Below are 17,790 nucleotides of genomic sequence, written 5' to 3'. Positions count from 1 at the left end.
TATGTGTACACCAATGGCGGGAAGTTGATCGCCTATGACATTCGGCCGAGGTCCTGATCGCGGTGTTGCCATCAATTGCACTGGTAGGGCGCCCGAATGTCGGAAAGTCGACGCTTTTTAATCAGCTCACGCGTTCCCGAGATGCATTGGTAGCCAATTTGTCGGGTCTGACACGGGATCGGAAATACGGGGAGGGGCGCAGCGAGGATCGAGCCTTTATTGTGATCGATACCGGTGGCGTTAGTGGTGGTGAAGACGGTATCGATGCAGTCATGGCAGAGCAGTCATTGCTCGCCATTGACGAAGCTGATGTTGTGCTGCTGCTGGTGGACGCTAAGGACGGTCTTAATCCAGTAGATGTGCAGCTGGTGAATTACCTGCGTCAGCAGGGCCGGGACTTCCATCTTGTGGTGAACAAGGTTGATGGCCGGGATCCTGATGTCGCGGTTAGTGATTTTCACTCCCTGGGTATTGCCTCCATACACGGCATTGCCGCCGCACATGGTCGAGGCGTGCGCCAGATGATTGAAACAGTGCTCGAATCCGTGCCGCTGCCAGATCCAGAGGACGGCGCGAAAGAGGAGCAGGGCGGTACCCGGGTGGCCGTGGTCGGTCGCCCCAACGTGGGCAAGTCCACCCTTGTAAATCGTATTCTTGGAGAGGACCGAGTCGTGGTGTACGACCAGCCCGGTACCACCCGAGACAGCGTATACATTAATTTTTCACGCGAAGGTCGGCCTTACACACTGATTGATACTGCAGGTGTGCGTCGTCGCAAAAACATTCGCGAGGCGGTAGAGAAGTTTTCCATCATCAAGACTCTCAGCGCCATCAGCGATGCCAATGTAGTGGTACTTTTGGTTGATGGTCAGGAAGGCCTGGTGGATCAGGACTTGCACATCTTAGGCAGCTGCCTTGAGGCGGGGCGAGCCTTGGTGCTTGCCGTTAACAAATGGGATGGTCTGGATCCTGATCAGAAAGAGTCTATTCGCTCTGAACTAGATCGACGCCTACGATTTGTTGATTTCGCTGACATGCACTTTATATCAGCACTCCATGGCTCTGGTGTGGGGACACTGTTTGGATCGATTGATGCAGCCTATGCGGCGGCCATGCAGCCCATGGGAACCAGTCGCCTCACACGTATTCTTGAGGATGCCGTAGCAGATCATGCGCCTCCAATGGTCAATGGACGACGCATCAAACTGCGCTACGCTCACGCTGGCGGCCGAAACCCGCCCCGGGTTGTCATACACGGTAATCAGACCGATAAGGTACCCAGTAGCTATCAACGTTATCTGGAGAAGACGTTTAGTCGCTGTCTTGAGCTCACCGGCACGCCACTGCGCATCGAGTTTCGCAGCAGTGAGAATCCCTTTGCGGGTCAGCGCAACAAGCTGACTAATCGGCAAATCAATCGTAAACGGCGACTGATGGCTCACGTTAAGCAAGCTAAAAAGAGCAAGCAAAAGAAAAAGCGCAGCTAAGCGCGATGCAGAAAGTGGGTCCTGATGTGCGGGAGCAGATCGATGAGTTCGTGGATGCATTCTACGAACGGGTGTTGGCGGACCCAGTGCTTGCGCCCCTGTTCCTGGAGGTTGCTCAGGTCGATCTGTCTGAGCACCTACCGAGGATCAAGGCCTACTGGCGAAAGATGCTGCTGGGTGATCGTGATTATCGACGGCATATGATGCGCCAGCACCGCGAGGTAGATGCGCGACAGTTGTTCGTTGATGAGCACTATCGCCGCTGGTTATTCCTCTTTGAAAAAACCCTCGAAAAACACCCTCTGGGAGCCCACACAGAGCGTGCTTCTGAGCTCGCGCGACGAGTTGCAGGGAATATGCGACAGAATCTGACACGTTGTCGAGCCTAAACTTAATGTTTATTTTTAAAATACACCGTAACTTATTGTAATATAACGATTTATTAGGTTATTTTCCGAAAATACGGCCGCTTGCAGAAGCCTATTTGGGTGCTATAGTTCACCATAACACCCACGGATATACGGAACAAAATAATGATTAGCCTACGCAAAGGAATGACTAGCCCGACGTCGATACGCATGCTCATGCCAGCATTAGTCTTCTTTGCCTGCGCGTCACTGAGTGCTGCTGGCGGCGGTGCCATCGCGGCGCTGTGTCTGCTGCCGGCAGGTCTGGTGATCGAAGCGGCTCGTGGTGGTGATCGTAAGGATCCTTCTGAGGGGGTTCAGGATGCGTAAGTCATTTGCAATGACAGCCTTTTCAGGCTTCTTTGCCCTGGCTATCGCTTCACCTCAGTTGCTGGCCGACGAGGAGACGCGTCGGGTAGAGGGTTTGGAGTTTAGTAAAGTTGTGGTCCTCGGCTCTGCCAAGGTAGAGATCACCCAAGGTGATGATATCGAGTTACAACTGCGGGGGCCGTCCAAGTATCTGGACTCGAAACCCTTCTACGTGAAGCGAGGCACGCTGGTCTTGGGTTCGCGCAAGAGTTATAGCGGCTCCAAGGATAGTTCACACAAGAGAATCGCCTTTCGCGTGGTGATGCCTGAGCTTGAAGAACTAAAAGTGAAAGGTTCCGGCAAGGTCTACATCAAACCCTTTAAATTTGATGCGTCTGACAAGAAATCTACGACGATTATGGTGGTTGAGGGTTCCGGAGAGATTAACGCCTTCGAACTGCGAGGTAGCGAGCTAGAAGTACGCGTCGAGGGTTCCGGAGACTTCCGGGCCGTCAATATTGACGTCGAAGACTTCGAAGCGGTCGTTACGGGCAGCGGTAACCTGTTTATTGGAACGGTAAACGCCAACACCGGTGAGTTTGTGGTCACGGGTTCGGGTGACCTGCACGTGACGGAGCAGGGCTTTGTGGAGGAGCTTGAGGTTAATGTCGTCGGGTCTGGTGATGCACGAATGACGAGGGTCGATTGTCGACGCGCAGAAACCAACATCGTGGGTTCTGGTTCGGCCTCTATCGGCGAAGTGAGTGAGCAGTTGAACGCATCGATCCTGGGTAGTGGTGATGTTGTATACGGTGGATCGCCTGAAGTTGAACGTGTTGAATTGGGCAGCGGGGACGTTCGTCGCCGCGACTGAGTCGTGCGATGACACTGATTATGGAATGGACAGAAGGGCAACCCATTTACCGCCAGCTACGCGATCTGGTTATCCAGCGCGTCATGGACGGTAGTTTCCCTGAAGGTGAGGCGATCCCGTCGGTTCGCCAGGTGGCAACGGATTACCGAATCAACCACCTGACCGTAGGGAGGGCCTATCAGGAATTGGTGGAGATGGGCTTGCTCGAGAAGCGCCGGGGTCTTGGCATGTTTGTGGCGTCCGGGGCTCGCAACTCTCTTACGAATGATGAGCAGCAGCGGTTTTTGGACGAAGAGCTTCCGGCCTTTGTTGCACGAGTTCGTGTGCTGGGCCTGGTAATGGAAGAAGTGAGTGAACAGTTAATGACAATGCAGGGGAATGTAAATGCAGACCATCATTGAGGCGCAGAATCTTCGGCGCAGCTTCGGTGATCTTCGTGCGGTTGACGGCGTGGATTTGTCGATTTCTTCAGGGAATGTCATTGGCTTGATTGGCCCTAATGGGGCGGGAAAGACAACAATTTTGAAGGCCTTGCTGGGCCTTACCAGTTGCGAAGGAGATCTTTCGGTACTCGGATACTCACCCATAGCGGACCGTGGTCGCATGATGGAAGAAGTCTGCTTCATCGCCGATACCGCGGTCTTGCCTCGCTGGATGCGTGTGTACGAATTGCTGGACTACGTCACCGGTACACATCGACGTTTTAATCGGGACCAGGCCGAGGCGTTTCTTGCGACCACGGACGTTGATCCTAAGCGTCGGGTGGGGGATCTGTCCAAGGGAATGACTGTGCAGTTGCACCTTGCCATAGTAATGGCCATTGATGCGCGGTTACTGATTCTTGATGAGCCGACGCTGGGTTTGGATATTCTATTTCGCAAGCGCTTTTACGAGCAGTTGATTAACGACTACTTTGATGGTGAGCGCACGATTCTTGTGTCGACACACCAGGTCGAAGAAATCCAGAACATTCTGACGCATGTGATGTTTATGCATCACGGCAAACTCATTCTTCACGAGTCAATTATGGATATCGAGGAGCGTTTCCACGAAGTGCATGCACTGGGCGACGCGGTTAATCGCGCCGAGCAGCTGCCCTACATTGGGAAGCGCAATATCCTGGGTGGCAAGGCTTACATTTTTGAAGGACTGGGTTCCCAGGAGCTCGCCGGGCTTGGTGAGATACGGACGCCCTCGGTGTCGGACCTGTTTGTTGCCAAGGTGGGGGGATAGGAACATGGCTACCACCCAAACATCGCAATTTATGACTTTACTTCAGCGTGAGTTTCGCGAGTACAAAAACTCGCTGGTCTGGACGCCGGTGATCACGGCCGTGGTGCTCGTCGTTCTCATGCTCGGAAGCGTTGTCTTGGCTAATCGTATCAGTGTGGTGGGCGACACCATTCTCGAAGCGATGATGCGCAAGGGCAATGATAACGTGAACATCTCTATCACCATCGGAGAAGATGGCGAGGAGGAAGTAACCGTCGTCGAAGTTGCGACGCCCTCGGATGTACCTCAGCCTCCGGGGGTAGCCGAAGCCCCCACCTATGAAATCTATGTGGAAGAGGAGTCTGCTGACGATCAGTGGAACTTCTCTCGGGAGTGGAGTTTTAATCCCAGTAGCGATAAGGCTACCGGAGACGATAAGCTCGATCACGCCCTCGATCAGATGGGTGGGCGAGAACTCAACGTCATGCTCAGCATTGTGCACAGCATTCTATTGTTGATTCTGCTGCTCACGAGCGTGAACTACTTGCTGAATTCTCTCTACGATGACCGTAAGGACCGCAGCGTGTTGTTCTGGCGCTCGATGCCTGTCACCGAGTGGCAAATAGTACTTTCCAAGTTTACGGTGGCGCTGATCGTTGCACCGCTGCTTTACATCGCTATCAGTCTGCTACTGCAGCTTGCCTACGTGCTGTTGATGATGCTGCTCGTTTGGCGCATGGATCAGGATCCCTTTGAGGTGGTTGTCGGCAATATCGACTTTGTCGCCCTGATGCTGGACCCCATCAGCGGTTGGGTAATGACGGTACTGTTGATCGCGCCAGTGTATGCCTGGCTACTCTGTGCATCCGCTTTGGCTCGCCGATCGCCGTTTCTGATGGCCGTCACGCCGTTTATCGGATTGTTTATTGCCGAGTCAATTTTCTTTGGCTCGGAGGTAGTCGGAAATGCGGTCAGTCGACACTTTCCTCATGGATTTCTCTCGGACAGTACGGCGGTAGGGTTCTATCTGTTTGGGCCGGATTGGATGGCTCTGGACCTGCTGAGTGTGGCCTATGGCCTGGTATTCGCGGGTATCGCTCTCACGGCGGCAGTCTGGCTCCGAGGGCACCGCTGGGAGCTGAACTGAGGGGCTGTAAAGGCACTCCCAAATCATTCACCCAGTGAATAGCACAAATAGAACACATTGATTATGTTGATAGTGGTCTAATGTCCTAGACTCCCTTCCGTTGTTGATGCCGCGCTCGCGGCTGAACTTTTTTGAACTACTTCTAAGGGATGGGACCTATGACCTACCAACAGGAAATCCAGACGGCGGCGGACATTGTTTCTACCAATGGCGACAGCTGGAAAGATATCAATCCAGAGTACGCAGCGCGCATGCGCGTCCAGAACCGCTTTCAGACTGGGCTTGATATCGCTCGATACACTGCCGCTATCATGCGTAAGGACATGGCTGAGTACGATACCAACACCGCGCAGTACACGCAGTCTCTGGGTTGCTGGCACGGTTTTATCGGTCAGCAAAAGCTGATTGCAATCAAGAAGCACTTTGGTGATACGAATAAGCGCTACCTCTACCTGTCTGGCTGGATGATTGCTGCCCTGCGTAGCGAGTTCGGCCCGTTGCCTGACCAGTCTATGCACGAGAAGACATCCGTATCCGGACTGATCGAAGAGTTGTACACCTTCCTGCGCCAGGCCGATGCCCGTGAACTCGGTGGAATGTTCCGAGAGCTAGACAAAGCGCGTAAAGCAGGTGACGAGGTGGCTGCCAAGGCTATCGAACAAAAGGTTGATAGCTACCAGACACACGTCGTGCCGATTATTGCCGACATCGATGCGGGTTTTGGTAACGCTGAAGCGACCTACCTGTTGGCCAAGAAAATGATCGAGGCGGGCGCCTGCGCCATTCAAATCGAAAACCAGGTGTCTGACGAGAAACAGTGTGGCCATCAGGACGGTAAAGTTACCGTGCCTCACGAAGACTTCCTCGCGAAGATCCGGGCAGTGCGCTACGCGTTCTTAGAACTGGGTGTGAACGACGGCATTATCGTTGCCCGTACCGATTCGCTCGGTGCTGGCCTGACCAAGCAGATCGCTGTGACTCATACTCCGGGTGATTTGGGTGATCAATACAACAGCTTCCTCGACTGCGATGAAATTGAACCATCCCAGCTTGCGAGCGGTGACGTGATTATCAATCGTGAAGGTAAGCTTTTACGTCCTAAGCGTCTGCCGTCCAACCTATATCAGTTCCGTAAGGATACGGGTGTTGAGCGTGTGATACTGGATTGCGTCACGTCGTTGCAAAATGGCGCCGACCTGCTTTGGATCGAGACTGAGAAGCCGCATGTGGGGCAGATTGCAGCGATGGTGAACAAGATTCGCGAGACGGTGCCTGGTGCCAAGCTTGTGTACAACAACTCACCATCCTTCAACTGGACCTTGAGCTTCCGACAGCAGGTGTTTGATGCCTGGAGTGAAGCGGGTACGGACGTATCGGCCTATGATCGCGACCAGCTTATGGACGTGAGCTATGACGAGACGGATCTTGCGGCGGAAGCCGATGAGCGTATCCGTACGTTCCAAGCGGATGCTGCGCGTGAAGCCGGTATCTTCCATCACCTGATCACACTCCCGACTTACCACACCGCAGCATTGTCTACCGACAATCTGGCCAAAGAGTACTTTGGTGAGGCTGGCATGCTGGGTTATGTGAAGGGTGTTCAGCGTCAGGAAATTCGTCAGGGTATCGCCTGTGTGAGGCACCAGAATATGGCCGGTTCGGACATGGGCGATGACCACAAGGAATACTTCGCCGGTGATGCAGCGCTCAAGGCTGCTGGCGATGACAACACGATGAATCAGTTTGGCTGAGCCTGACTGCTTCTAGCGACTAAAGCCCGGCTAGCGATAGCCGGGCTTTTTGTGCGTCAAAGTTGCTCAGGCTAGCAGCCGTGACTGGTCACGCGTTTTCGCTGGAAGACCTTTGGGGTGACCATCGAGTATAACGTTGAGGAGTGCGAGCCGGCGGAGCGCTTGGCTTGGTCATCGGAGTCTTTCGGGGTTTCTATCTATCATGCATGGCGCATGTCACCGCAGCCGCAGGGCTGCTATGTCCTGAGGGAAGAAACTCAGAACGGGGTCATCCCAAGGATTGGGGCGATCCTTGCGCCTAAACGAATGCATAAGTTCCACCAAATCTGGCTGAAACAGCTGAAACACCTGAACAAGGTGGCGAAAGGCGCTGCATGAGCATCAGTAAGTGACTGTCCCTGGCACTGTGTTTATAGTTGTAGGTTTTAATTGACTTAAGGGTAAGCGGGCTGTACCGTACGCACAGCTAAAAGTAAGCCTCGTGTTTAAGCTCTTCATTACGTGATCTCTCAGTAGTTCGTCGTCCTGTAAGTTCTAAATTTCAGTCTTTTTTGCGGCTACAAATGCCTCATTAGAGGCAGTGTTTATTATTATTTACAGGAATATGACGTTATGTCCGAAACAGTTACCGGTACCGTGAAGTGGTTTAATGAGTCTAAGGGCTTCGGCTTTATCGAGCAGAAGAGCGGCCCAGATGTATTCGCACACTTCAGCGCGATCACTGGCTCTGGATTCAAAACTCTGGCCGAAGGCCAAGCAGTTGAGTTCACAATTACTCAGGGCCAAAAAGGTCCTCAAGCCGAGAACATTGTCGCCGTTTAAAGCGCAAAGTTTTCGGAAAAGGCAAGCCAGCAATGGCTTGCCTTTTTTTATGCCTGCGAGAAAATGTGAACCACAGTTGTCAGCCTCTGTAGGAGTGAGCCATGCGTTGGGATGATATCGATCTTCAGGTCTGCTCCGTAGCACGGGCATTGTCTGTGGTAGGCGAGCGCTGGACGCTACTTATTTTGCGCGACGCGTTTTTTGGCACGCGGCGTTTCGATCAATTTCAGTCTAACCTGGGAATAACCCGTCACCGCCTTTCCGAGCGTTTGACGAAGCTCGTTGAGCAGGGTGTGTTGACGCGCGTACAGTACAGTCTAAAACCTCCACGTCACGAGTACCGACTCACCCGCAAGGGCTTGAGTTTGTACCCGGTACTCATGATGCTAGGTCGTTGGGGCGACGAGTGGATGGATCGCGGTGACGGTGCGCCTGTGGAGTACTTTCATCAAAGCTGCGGGAAAAAGACGTCGCCGGTAATGACCTGCAGCGAGTGCCATGAGGACTTACGACCCCAGCACGTAACGCCTATGGTCGGCCCTGCGTTAGCGACCCACGTCAAAGGCGTCCGAGTGGGTGAAACCTCACTCCCTACTTTTCCGCACCTGGAGCGCGAAGCCAAATAGAGAAATTTGCGTAGTCATGCGCTAGCATTGAACATTGAACATTAAATGAAGTAACGACAGTCAAGGAGAGTAACGATGGGTGAAGCAGCTGCGGACCTGGTAATGAACCAGGGCGACACAGTCACAATGAATACTGTATTAGATGATGTCGTCGCCGAGCGTTTAAAGCGCAAGCAACGTTTGGCAGCATCGCTGCGTATTTTTGGCAAGTTTGGCTTTGACGAAGGTGTGGCTGGTCACATCACCGTCCGCGACCCGGAGCATACGGATCACTTTTGGGTGAACCCCATGGGCCGCTCTTTTAAGCAAATGCGAGTGAGCGACCTTTTGAAAGTCGATCACGCTGGCAATGTCGTGGAAGGCGAGGGCTTGCTCAATGGCGCCGCGTTTGCAATCCATTCGCGTATTCACATGAACCATCCGGAAGTGACGGCAGCGGCGCATGCGCATTCCGTTTATGGCAAGGCCTGGTCAAGTTTGGGCCGTAAGCTGGATCCGCTGACGCAAGACTCCTGCGCTTTCTACGATAGTCACGCGGTGTTTGAAGACTTCAACGGGGTAGTCTTGGATGTGTCTGAGGGTGATCATATTGCGAACGCTCTGGGCGACAACAAAGCGGTCATTTTGCAAAATCATGGCCTGCTCACGGTCGGTGAAAGTGTAGACGAGGCTTGCTGGTGGTTTGTCACCATGGAGCGCAGTTGTCAGGCACAGCTCATGGCAGAAGCGGCGGGCACCCCTAAGCCGATATCCCACGATGTGGCGGCGAGTACGGCACAGCAGGTGGGTTCGCATCTGGCAGGCTGGTTTAGCTTCCAGCCGCTGTATGACGTCATCGTGGCTGAGCAGCCAGACTTGCTCGACTAAAACGAGTTTGGTCTTACTCAAGAAGATGTTCACCGAAGCCCGGCCTAGTGCCGGGTTTTTCATTTCGACGGTCGCATAAAACTGCTGTGCTCTGGCGTACAATAAATCCTTTCCTAACTGAGGTTTCATTGTGACTCTTTCAGATATCGGGCTGGTCCCGCGTATTGTTATTGGTGTTATCGCGGGGGCTATCGTAGGCATGTTGTGGCCCAGCCTGGCGGTAGATCTAGGTCTCCTTGGTCAGTTGTTTGTCGCCATGCTCAAGGCGGTGGCGCCCCTGCTGGTTATGCTTTTGGTGATGTCGGCCATTGCCAATCGCCATGAAAAATCTGCGGATTCTCGACGGATTTTAATTACTCTCGTGCTGTATTTTGCAGGCACCATGAGCGCCGCTCTGGTGGCCTTACTGTTGTCTACCGCGTTCCCTCAGACCCTCGCTCTGACGGGCGCGGCAGACGGCGCACCGCCGGCAGCGGTAGGGAACGTGCTCCGTGATGTGCTGTTTAAGCTGGTCGACAACCCCATCAATGCGCTGCTTACAGGCAATTTCCTGGGTTGTTTGAGTTGGGCCATTTTACTGGGCCTGAGTTTTCGTAGGGCATCAGAAGCCTTTCGTCAAAATCTACAAACTCTGGCGGATGGCGTTGCAGACATTGTCCGCTACATCATCGCGCTCGCGCCCATTGGTATTTTTGGTCTGGTTTGCTTGACGGTTGCCACTACTGGCGTCGAAGTGCTCGCGGATTATCTGAGTGTAGCGGGGCTCTTGGTGGCTGCGATGCTGATCGTGGCGTTAGTCGTGAATCCATTTTATGTATGGCTGTTAACGCGGAAGAATCCCTATCCTGTGATTTTCCAATGTCTGGAAGAGTCTGGCGTCACAGCATTCTTCACGCGCAGCTCTGCGGCTAATATCCCCGTCAATCTCGCGTTGGCTAAGCGTTTAGGAATCAGTGAGGAGCTTTATTCAGTCACTATTCCCGTTGGAGCGACGGTGAATATGGCCGGAGCTGCGATAACTATCACCACACTCTCTGTGGCAGCCGCGCATACTTTGGGTATCGAGGTGTCATTTGCTCAGGCCTTGATACTTTGTGTTGTTGCATCGTTAGCGGCCTGTGGTGCATCTGGGGTTCCTTCCGGGAGTCTGTTGTTGATCCCACTGGCCTGTGGCTTGTTCGGTATCCCCGTAGACGTTGCTATGCAGGTGGTTGCCGTAGGTTTCATTATCAGTGTCATTCAAGACTCTGCGGAAACGGCACTCAATTCGAGTACGGACGTGGTGTACACCTATGCTGCTGAGCACGCACGCATGGCAGAACGCTAATCAGTTAGCGTTAGCGGCTTGACTGATTGCGTCGATGCCTTTACAGATAATCTGCATACCCTGCAGCAGACGTAGGGTGGGGCGATGTAGTAGGTCTGGGTTGATGACTGCGACGTTGGCTGTGCGCATTGCTTTGAGTTCCGGGTAACTATCCCAATGCCGCGCCTGTTGTTGGTTCTCCACAATGATGAGCGCCGGATTGTCGGACAAAACGCGCTCCAGACTTACTAAAGGCGCAAGACCGGCGATATTGTTGGTAATGCTTCTTCCGCCACAGCGTTCGATCACTTCGCTCAGTAGGTGGTCTTTACCAATACTTTGCAGTGGTTGGTCCCAGAGCTGGAAAAAGACGCCCGGGATATTGCCGCTGCGTCGCCGGGCTTGCACGGAGTCCAGGGTGTTAAGGGATGAATGTAGTTGTGCTGAAACTCGCGCGCCCTCGGACTGATGCCCTGTTAGTACCCCTAGCGCCTCAAAGCTGTCGCCCAGATCCGCAAGGGAACGAATCTCATCGACAAAGTAGGATAGCCCGAGTCGTTCGATACTCGAGCGCAAACCGATCGGTGTTCCCGATCCCCACAACACGATGAGGTCCGGCTCTAAGGCGACAATTCGTTCCAGGCTCATGGAGCCTATGCCCCCGACGCGGGGGATCAATCCCGCTGCGTCGGGGTAGTCACTATAGTGTACGGCTCCTACGAGTGTGTCTTGGGCGTCGATGCTGAAGAGGTTTTCGACAATATGTGGAGCTAAGGCGATCACGCGCGTGGCGGGCCGCTCCAGCGTTACCAGACGATCTTCGGCATCCCGCGCTTCTAAGGCGCCGTATGCTGCGTGCTGCGTTAGCAGCAGTAAAAGCAGACAGAGCCACAGTGTCCCGTTCTTAAGAGGTAAGTGCATGAGGGGCCGGGTAAACAAAGGGAGGGGCATCATCACTCATTGCTCTTATCTTTAACGAGTATTCGAAAAGGTCACTCAGTGCGCTTTCATTGAGCTGCTCAGCTGTCGGCCCCAGGGACAACATTTCCCCCTGTTTGAGATACAGCAGCCGATTTGCGCAGCGACTAAGTAGGTTAATGTCATGCATCACCATCAGGACTGCGCAGCCGCGATCCCGAAGCTCAGCGATGAGTTGCAGGAACCGTTCCTGATGCCGAACATCCAGAGCTGAAGTTGGTTCGTCAAGAATCAAGATTTGACCACTGAGATCTTTGCGGGAGCTGTGTGCTAAAAGCTGTGCCAGCACCCTGGCAAACTGTGTCCGTTGTTTCTCTCCACCACTCAATGATGGGTAACTTCGATCAGCGAAATTCGTGAGTTCACAGCGCTCGAGGGCCTGATCAACCACCTCCTCACCGGCGCCGCCAATATCACCATGCGGGGACCGCCCTAGAGTGATTACTTGTCGGACCGTAAAATCAAACTGCAGCCCCATACTCTGCGGTAAGACCGCCAGGCGTTTAGCCCGATCGCGGAGATTCAGGGACGCCATGTTCTCACCGTCAAAGTGCACGCAGCCAAAACTGGGTGCGTACTCGGCACAGGCCAGCCGTAGGAGGCTAGTTTTACCGGCGCCGTTGCTCCCGGCGACGCCCACGATTTCGCCGGGATTGAGCGCAAAACTTATGTCCCTCAGTAAGGTGCTCCTAGAAATTCTCAGTCCTACACTGTGCATTTCCAATAACGGACCGTTCACGAGAATACTAGCCTGGCTTGATAGCGGCGCAGAAGAACCAGGAAGTAGGGCACACCAAGCAAAGCTGTAACGATGCCTAGTGGGATTTCACTTGGGGCTAGCAATATTCGGGATATGAGATCGGCGAGTACCAGGACTAGGGCGCCCAGCAACGCGCAGCGCGGCAGTAGTGCGCGATGCTCCGGGCCGGAATATAGTCTCACCATATGCGGAACGACAAGGCCAACGAAGGCTATAGCCCCTGCCAAGGCTACGCTGACGCCCATGCCAGCGGCGATCAATGTGGTCAGTACTGCTTTACTCCTGTCACTGCGATAGCCCAAATGTACCGCCTCAGCCTCACCTAGCAATAAGGCATTGAGGACATCGCGAAGCGGTAGTGTCGCTACGATGAGTAGTGTTAGAGCTGCCGTCGCGATCATTAAAGTTTGATAACTGGCGCCTGCCAGAGATCCCAGTCGCCAAAGCGCGACGCGTCTCAATGTACTGTTGTCGACGGTCATTTCAAGCACGCTCACCAATGCGCCGGCTAAGGCCGTGATCGCTACTCCAGCTAGTAAAAGTGTTGATATCGACGTTCCGTCAGTAGTGCGAGCGATTCGGTAAACGAGCCAGGTTGCCGCCAGTCCGCCCACAAAAGCGCCGAGTGAAACGTACAGGTCACCACTCAAACCTGCACCGACCCCCAGCGCCAGAACTAATGCGCCGCCGAGGGATGCGCCGCCGGTAACCCCTATCAAGGACGGGTCGGCGAGGGGGTTTCGAAACATTCCCTGAGAGAGGGCGCCCGTGAGCGCCAGTAGCGCGCCAATACACGCAGCCTGTAAAACTCTGGGTAATCGCAGTTGTAGCAGCAGTGTTTCGTGCAGGGGAGCTCCGTTGCCGCTGAGTGCGGCAAGGAGCTCTTTAGGGCTCAGTGGCACTGCGCCCAGTGAAAGCGCCGCGCAAATTGCCAGTATCAGAAGCAGGGTAAGCGACGGAGGGGCGCCTAGGCCTCTAAAAGACACGGCTCAGTAGTCGACGCCACGACGAGCTTTGATGCCCGCGTTGTAGGCATGCTTGATGTCTTTAACTTCTGAGACAGTATCCATAATCTCCCGTAGGCGGGTACCGCCGCCGCGACCAGTGACCACCACGCTTTGTTCTGGTGGCCGATTCTGGATGGCTTCGACAACCTCGTCTTCGCTTAGGTAGTTGAAGGAGAGCATGTAGGTCAGTTCGTCTAGCACTACAAGATCAAAGCTTGGATCTCTGAGCATGGGTAGGGCCTGTTCCCAGGTCGTCCGCGCCGCGGCCATGTCCGTGCTGCGGTCCTGAGTGTCCCAGGTAAAGCCGGTCCCCATCTGGTAGAAAGCCACATCTGGACAACGGTCTCGGACATAAATCTCTTCGCCGGATAATTGTTGGCCTTTGATGAACTGGATGACACCGACTTTCTGGTCATAGCCCAAGGCTCGTAATACCATTCCGAAGGCAGAGCTTGTTTTACCTTTGCCATTTCCAGTAAGCAGTATTCCCACACCGCGTTCTACGTCCGCTGCCGCGATAGAGGCGTCAATCGACCCTTTCTGCTTTTCCATGGCAAGCTTGTGACGAGCTTCCTTTTTAGCGTCAGAACTCATAGCGCACTCCTGCATATGCCGCCTGACCAGCGGTGTTGTACGTTGGGATCTCCGCGTATTCTTCGTCTAGTGCGTTTTCCAGGCGCCCATACACAGTTAACCCGGTGATGACTTCAAAGCTAGCATTAACATCCATCAATACATAATCATCCAGGTCAGCGCCAAAAGTGTCCACGGCGCTTGCTGAGGAGCGGACGTTAACGCCGACACGCAGCCTACTGTCGGCGTTCTGATAGGCGATGCCCAGGTTTGCGAGATGTTCTGGTCGAAAGGCGCGTTGATCACCCTCGGGTGTCGTCGTTTCGTTCCACGTGTAGTTGCCGTTTAACCGGAAGCCCATGGCCAGGGGTAAGTCTGTGATGAGCTCGATGCCCTGAGAGTCTGAGCGCCCCGCTTGTTGTACGTAGCCTGAGAACCCAACGAGGTCGAAGGTGATGAGATCATCAATCTCTTGATCAAACCATGTGACTTCTAAATAGGTTCCGTTCTCGGTCGCCCAGGCTACTCCCAGATCGTAACCTCCGCTGGTTTCTTCACTGAGTACGGTATCTGCCGCAGGCGGTCGAGCAAAAGGACCATTGTTGTAGCTAATTTCGTAAAGGCTGGGAGCGCGAAAACCCGTTCCGTACGCGCCCTTGAGTTTCAGCTCTCCCCCTGCGAGATCTGTGACCCAGGCGCCGCTTACTCGATAGCTCAGGTAGGTGCCGAAATCATCATTGTCGTCGTGTCGTGCACCGGCGGTGACAGTGAAGGACTCGCTTAGTCGTCCTTGATACTCACCGTAGATGCCAGTTTGTCGGCGTGAGCGGTCAAAGCTGCCGTCATCGATAGATTCCTTTTCCTGGTCCACGCCGTACACCAGAGACATGTTGTCTGATCGACGCCACTGTCCAATGTAACTGAGACGCTCCAGTCCACCTTCGGCAGCAAAGAAAGTTGAGTTCTCGGCAAAAAACACCCGCTCGGTTGTGTTGTCGCTATAGGCTAATTCGTGAGAAAACTGCTCTTGGGTCAACGCTGCGGATATGCGCCAGCTGTCCTGCTGGAAGCTGTCATCACAGTCGTTGCTGGACAAAAACGCCGAGTTGAAACATCCATCAAAGGCATTGTCGCCTTCTACCTGTCGAGCAACAGCCTCCACTCGGAGACTGTCGTTGACGTCCCATCCGGCCCGTGCGTGGAGTGTTTGGTTATCGTAGCCATCGTCATCGATGAGGTCGGTGTCTGTATTTCGGGCGTTGAAACCGTCGGTCGAAAAATCGGCTCCGCTGATCAAAAAATCAACGCTGTCAAAACTCCCGCCGATGCGCCCACTAAGCTGTTGCGTGTCGTAGCGGCCTTGCTCCACGGATACGCCACCGCCTAACCCCTCGTTCGGTGTGGCCGTGCGAATGTTGATAACACCCCCAGCGTCTGCACCATAGCTCAAGCCTTGAGGGCCTCTGAGTATCTCTACGCGAGCGATGCCCGAAGTCAGCAATTGCTCTAGACGGGGACTGACCTGTGGGCTCGAGGTGTCGCTGATATCGATGCCGTCAATCACGACCATCGTTCGGTAGCCTTCTTCTCCTCGAACGCGGAGGCTGGTTGCTTTACCGGGTCCTCCGTTGTTGGTTGCAGCGATAGAAGGCTGTGTACGAAGAAGATCGGGAAGGCTCAGAAACCCGCGCTGAACGATTTCATCCTGCGTCAACACCGTAACTGATGTGCCGACATCGCGCAGCGGCATCTCCACGCGTGATGAACCTACGATGATTTCTTCTAAAACGCTTTGTGCAGCAAGCTGTGTACTGGGTATCAACAGTCCGCATGCGAGTAGTGAGTTAAAGGGTATAGATCTGAATCGACTTTGAGTCGTTGTTCTGCTGACGTTAAACATGTGGTTGTCCTCAATTGCCATAGGGCGATTGAGGGAGGGGATCAAGGAAACAAAACACTGCCTGCGCTGTGCGTACTCGTGCGAGGACTGCATTTAGCGACCTTTCGTGAAGCCCTCCGCTCCATCGGGTGCTATTGCCAGGGCAGGTATCGGGCTCGTAGTGCTTTCACACTACCTACCGTTGCGGGGGCAGCGCAGGAATGGGTCGCTTAAGAGCATACGCTCGTCACGACCGTGGACCTGCTTCCCTTTTAACCTACCCCAACACTTTCGCGCGTCGGTAGGCACCCAAGGCGGGATGGAGAGTAGGCGGCTGCCCTAACATTGTCAAACATTCGAGACGGAGCATTGAGGGTATTGCCGATCGCCTCAAAGTACCGTTCCACGATGACAGGAGGCACTGAGAACGGGTATTGTTGTTTCATGAGCAGTACTGAACAGAATCCATCGATTAATGAGGCGATGCTCGAGCTTGTTCAGGCACGTCTTGGCCGCCGTCCCCGGGGATTACGCGACGTGGCGGTCATGGACAGTAATGGTCAGCCCTGTGTGATTCGCGTCGCATCGTTAGTCGAGGGAAAGCCGTTCCCGACACTGTTTTGGTTGATCGACCCGAGCCTTAATCTTCGTATTGACCGCGAGGAGGCTACTGGGCGCATTATGGTATTTCAAGCGCTCATCGACGAGTCTCCTGAGCTCCAACATGCTATGGAGATGGATCACCAGTGTCACATCCAGTTACGGGAGTCACACCTTGTAAGCGGAGAGCGTGAGTTGCTCGAAAGTCGCGGGCAGTGGAATGCCCTGGCTCAGCGTGGCATCGGTGGCATCGCTGACTTCACACGTATTCGTTGTTTGCATACCTGGTATGCCGCCCATCTAGTAGAACCGAATACCGTGGGTCAGATGCTGGATGCGTATTGGGCCATCTGCGAAGATGGCTGATGCAAATCCTGATGCCCACCCTAAAGTTCGTCATGCGAAGAACCGAGTGGCGTGTCGACACGTAAGGTAAACATGTCACGCAATCCGCACAAAAATCCCAATCCCCAAGGTAAGGGTCTAGTTCCTGTTCTCTCGCACTGGGGTGAGACGCGTCCGTCCACTGTCAATGCAAAAGCCCCCGCGGAGTTGTTGTTTGATTGGTTTGCGTCAGTGCTGGTACTGTCAGCCAAATTTCAGTTCAAGCCGGCGCTGGGTACGATCTATTACCTTTACGCCAAAGCTGGGGACTGGCAGTTGTCTTTGGTGGGTCCCACGGAGTGGGGAGATCGAGAAACAGGTGACTGCCTAGGAACCTGCGAGCTGCGTCAGGATATGACTTGGTCAATAACGCCGGACAAAGGTATTGCGGAAAAACCCTCCTTACAAGAGGCACTTGGGACACTCGTCGATGCGTTTATGACCGGCCTGCAAAGCGATGATGCGCTTGATGATCACCTTCCAGGCTACCGACGGGAGCTTCCTTACTATCAGCGAATGCTTGCTACGGGTCTTGGTGCTTCATTGCGCGGGTCGGCGACTGCTGCCGATAGCTTGCAATCGCCTTTGAGGGTTTTGCTTGAGAGCGCCGGGACGGAGCTTCCCCGGCGCCTTTTGCATAGTGACTAGTTCAGCTGGGCTTTTAAAAACGACCGTATATCCTGCAGTAACTCTACGCGTGCATCTTCGTTAACGTACATCATGTGCCCTCCGCCGTAATAACGATAGTCCACGCGGTCTGGCGTTATTCCGTAGCGGTTGAACCTGTATTCTGCGTCAAAG

At 54.0% G+C, this 17,790-nt stretch carries 19 protein-coding genes and 1 riboswitch; of the genes, 14 read left to right on the top strand and 5 right to left on the bottom strand.

The features are described 5' to 3' along the window. Positions 1–62: 62 nt before the first annotated feature. The 12 genes from der to sstT all read left to right on the top strand — a co-directional run bounded on the left by der (position 63) and on the right by sstT (position 10,829). The gene (der, locus tag ACI9KD_RS04450) at positions 63–1,487 is read left to right on the top strand and encodes a ribosome biogenesis GTPase Der (RefSeq protein WP_414979954.1); all 1,425 of its coding nucleotides are present in this window, start codon (positions 63–65) and stop codon (positions 1,485–1,487) included. 5 nt (positions 1,488–1,492) lie between these two features. Further along, positions 1,493–1,876 carry a group III truncated hemoglobin gene (locus tag ACI9KD_RS04445; RefSeq protein ID WP_414979953.1) on the top strand — a complete coding sequence of 128 codons (384 nt, stop codon included), beginning with the start codon at positions 1,493–1,495 and terminating at the stop codon, positions 1,874–1,876. Positions 1,877–2,020: 144 nt separating this feature from the next. Then, on the top strand, positions 2,021–2,224 hold the full coding sequence (locus ACI9KD_RS04440; protein WP_414979952.1) for a hypothetical protein: 204 nt from the start codon (positions 2,021–2,023) through the stop codon (positions 2,222–2,224). Further along, positions 2,217–3,077 carry a GIN domain-containing protein gene (locus ACI9KD_RS04435; RefSeq protein WP_414979951.1) on the top strand — a complete coding sequence of 287 codons (861 nt, stop codon included), beginning with the start codon at positions 2,217–2,219 and terminating at the stop codon, positions 3,075–3,077. The genes ACI9KD_RS04440 and ACI9KD_RS04435 overlap by 8 nt, the downstream gene beginning before the upstream one ends. 8 nt (positions 3,078–3,085) lie before the next feature. Further along, on the top strand, positions 3,086–3,478 hold the full coding sequence (locus tag ACI9KD_RS04430; RefSeq protein ID WP_414979950.1) for a GntR family transcriptional regulator: 393 nt from the start codon (positions 3,086–3,088) through the stop codon (positions 3,476–3,478). Continuing rightward, positions 3,462–4,310, top strand: coding sequence for an ABC transporter ATP-binding protein (locus ACI9KD_RS04425; protein WP_414979949.1), 849 nt, complete (start codon positions 3,462–3,464; stop codon positions 4,308–4,310). The genes ACI9KD_RS04430 and ACI9KD_RS04425 overlap by 17 nt, the downstream gene beginning before the upstream one ends. 4 nt (positions 4,311–4,314) lie before the next feature. Then, entirely contained in the window at positions 4,315–5,436 is a 1,122-nt protein-coding gene (locus ACI9KD_RS04420; RefSeq protein ID WP_414979948.1) for a hypothetical protein, read from the top strand. Positions 5,437–5,594: 158 nt separating this feature from the next. After that, positions 5,595–7,187: an isocitrate lyase gene (locus ACI9KD_RS04415; RefSeq protein ID WP_414979947.1), complete on the top strand. Its 1,593-nt coding sequence runs from the start codon at positions 5,595–5,597 to the stop codon at positions 7,185–7,187. Positions 7,188–7,799: 612 nt separating this feature from the next. Further along, positions 7,800–8,009, top strand: coding sequence for a cold-shock protein (locus ACI9KD_RS04410; RefSeq protein WP_009022001.1), 210 nt, complete (start codon positions 7,800–7,802; stop codon positions 8,007–8,009). A 101-nt stretch (positions 8,010–8,110) separates the two neighbouring features. After that, on the top strand, positions 8,111–8,635 hold the full coding sequence (locus ACI9KD_RS04405) for a winged helix-turn-helix transcriptional regulator (RefSeq protein ID WP_414979946.1): 525 nt from the start codon (positions 8,111–8,113) through the stop codon (positions 8,633–8,635). A gap of 75 nt (positions 8,636–8,710) precedes the next feature. Next, positions 8,711–9,502 carry a class II aldolase/adducin family protein gene (locus ACI9KD_RS04400; RefSeq protein WP_414979945.1) on the top strand — a complete coding sequence of 264 codons (792 nt, stop codon included), beginning with the start codon at positions 8,711–8,713 and terminating at the stop codon, positions 9,500–9,502. A gap of 130 nt (positions 9,503–9,632) precedes the next feature. Beyond that, on the top strand, positions 9,633–10,829 hold the full coding sequence (gene sstT / locus ACI9KD_RS04395) for a serine/threonine transporter SstT (protein ID WP_414979944.1): 1,197 nt from the start codon (positions 9,633–9,635) through the stop codon (positions 10,827–10,829). Here the strand turns inward: sstT and ACI9KD_RS04390 are convergent, their stop codons facing one another. Genes ACI9KD_RS04390 through ACI9KD_RS04370 form a run of 5 tightly spaced genes read right to left on the bottom strand, consistent with a single transcriptional unit; the run spans position 10,830 to position 16,026 of the window. Beyond that, the gene (locus tag ACI9KD_RS04390) at positions 10,830–11,762 is read right to left on the bottom strand and encodes a helical backbone metal receptor (RefSeq protein WP_414979943.1); all 933 of its coding nucleotides are present in this window, start codon (positions 11,760–11,762) and stop codon (positions 10,830–10,832) included. It abuts the gene before it with no gap. Next, entirely contained in the window at positions 11,713–12,525 is an 813-nt protein-coding gene (locus tag ACI9KD_RS04385) for a heme ABC transporter ATP-binding protein (RefSeq protein WP_414979942.1), read from the bottom strand. The genes ACI9KD_RS04390 and ACI9KD_RS04385 overlap by 50 nt, the downstream gene beginning before the upstream one ends. Continuing rightward, the gene (locus tag ACI9KD_RS04380; protein WP_414979941.1) at positions 12,522–13,532 is read right to left on the bottom strand and encodes a FecCD family ABC transporter permease; all 1,011 of its coding nucleotides are present in this window, start codon (positions 13,530–13,532) and stop codon (positions 12,522–12,524) included. Before ACI9KD_RS04380 ends, ACI9KD_RS04385 begins: the two co-directional genes overlap by 4 nt. A 3-nt stretch (positions 13,533–13,535) precedes the next feature. Next, a complete protein-coding gene (gene cobO / locus ACI9KD_RS04375) occupies positions 13,536–14,147 on the bottom strand; it encodes a cob(I)yrinic acid a,c-diamide adenosyltransferase (RefSeq protein WP_414979940.1) in 612 nt (203 codons plus the stop codon). Further along, complete coding sequence (locus tag ACI9KD_RS04370; protein ID WP_414979939.1) at positions 14,137–16,026, bottom strand: TonB-dependent receptor plug domain-containing protein; 1,890 nt, start codon at positions 16,024–16,026, stop codon at positions 14,137–14,139. Before ACI9KD_RS04370 ends, cobO begins: the two co-directional genes overlap by 11 nt. 123 nt (positions 16,027–16,149) lie before the next feature. Then, a riboswitch (cobalamin riboswitch) is annotated at positions 16,150–16,333 on the bottom strand. Positions 16,334–16,449: 116 nt separating this feature from the next. Here ACI9KD_RS04370 and ACI9KD_RS04365 point away from each other — a divergent pair. Next, a complete protein-coding gene (locus ACI9KD_RS04365; protein ID WP_414979938.1) occupies positions 16,450–16,971 on the top strand; it encodes a DUF501 domain-containing protein in 522 nt (173 codons plus the stop codon). Positions 16,972–17,022: 51 nt separating this feature from the next. After that, positions 17,023–17,637, top strand: a complete 615-nt coding sequence (locus ACI9KD_RS04360) for a DUF2452 domain-containing protein (protein ID WP_414979937.1) — start codon at positions 17,023–17,025, stop codon at positions 17,635–17,637. Positions 17,638–17,790: the final 153 nt, after the last annotated feature.

It is taken from the genome of Congregibacter sp., assembly GCF_047617445.1.
Lineage (GTDB): Bacteria > Pseudomonadota > Gammaproteobacteria > Pseudomonadales > Halieaceae > Congregibacter.
Note: the sequence above shows the minus strand (reverse complement) of the source record. Positions and strands in the feature narration are given on the sequence as shown.

Coding starts and splice junctions, on each gene's coding strand:
- ACI9KD_RS04445 (WP_414979953.1), top strand. CDS start 1,493: ATGCAGAAAGTGGGTCCTGATGTGCGGGAGCAGATCGATGAGTTCGTG.
- ACI9KD_RS04440 (WP_414979952.1), top strand. CDS start 2,021: ATGATTAGCCTACGCAAAGGAATGACTAGCCCGACGTCGATACGCATG.
- ACI9KD_RS04435 (WP_414979951.1), top strand. CDS start 2,217: ATGCGTAAGTCATTTGCAATGACAGCCTTTTCAGGCTTCTTTGCCCTG.
- ACI9KD_RS04430 (WP_414979950.1), top strand. CDS start 3,086: ATGACACTGATTATGGAATGGACAGAAGGGCAACCCATTTACCGCCAG.
- ACI9KD_RS04425 (WP_414979949.1), top strand. CDS start 3,462: ATGCAGACCATCATTGAGGCGCAGAATCTTCGGCGCAGCTTCGGTGAT.
- ACI9KD_RS04420 (WP_414979948.1), top strand. CDS start 4,315: ATGGCTACCACCCAAACATCGCAATTTATGACTTTACTTCAGCGTGAG.
- ACI9KD_RS04415 (WP_414979947.1), top strand. CDS start 5,595: ATGACCTACCAACAGGAAATCCAGACGGCGGCGGACATTGTTTCTACC.
- ACI9KD_RS04410 (WP_009022001.1), top strand. CDS start 7,800: ATGTCCGAAACAGTTACCGGTACCGTGAAGTGGTTTAATGAGTCTAAG.
- ACI9KD_RS04405 (WP_414979946.1), top strand. CDS start 8,111: ATGCGTTGGGATGATATCGATCTTCAGGTCTGCTCCGTAGCACGGGCA.
- ACI9KD_RS04400 (WP_414979945.1), top strand. CDS start 8,711: ATGGGTGAAGCAGCTGCGGACCTGGTAATGAACCAGGGCGACACAGTC.
- ACI9KD_RS04390 (WP_414979943.1), bottom strand. CDS start 11,762: ATGATGCCCCTCCCTTTGTTTACCCGGCCCCTCATGCACTTACCTCTT.
- cobO (WP_414979940.1), bottom strand. CDS start 14,147: ATGAGTTCTGACGCTAAAAAGGAAGCTCGTCACAAGCTTGCCATGGAA.
- ACI9KD_RS04370 (WP_414979939.1), bottom strand. CDS start 16,026: ATGTTTAACGTCAGCAGAACAACGACTCAAAGTCGATTCAGATCTATA.
- ACI9KD_RS04365 (WP_414979938.1), top strand. CDS start 16,450: ATGAGCAGTACTGAACAGAATCCATCGATTAATGAGGCGATGCTCGAG.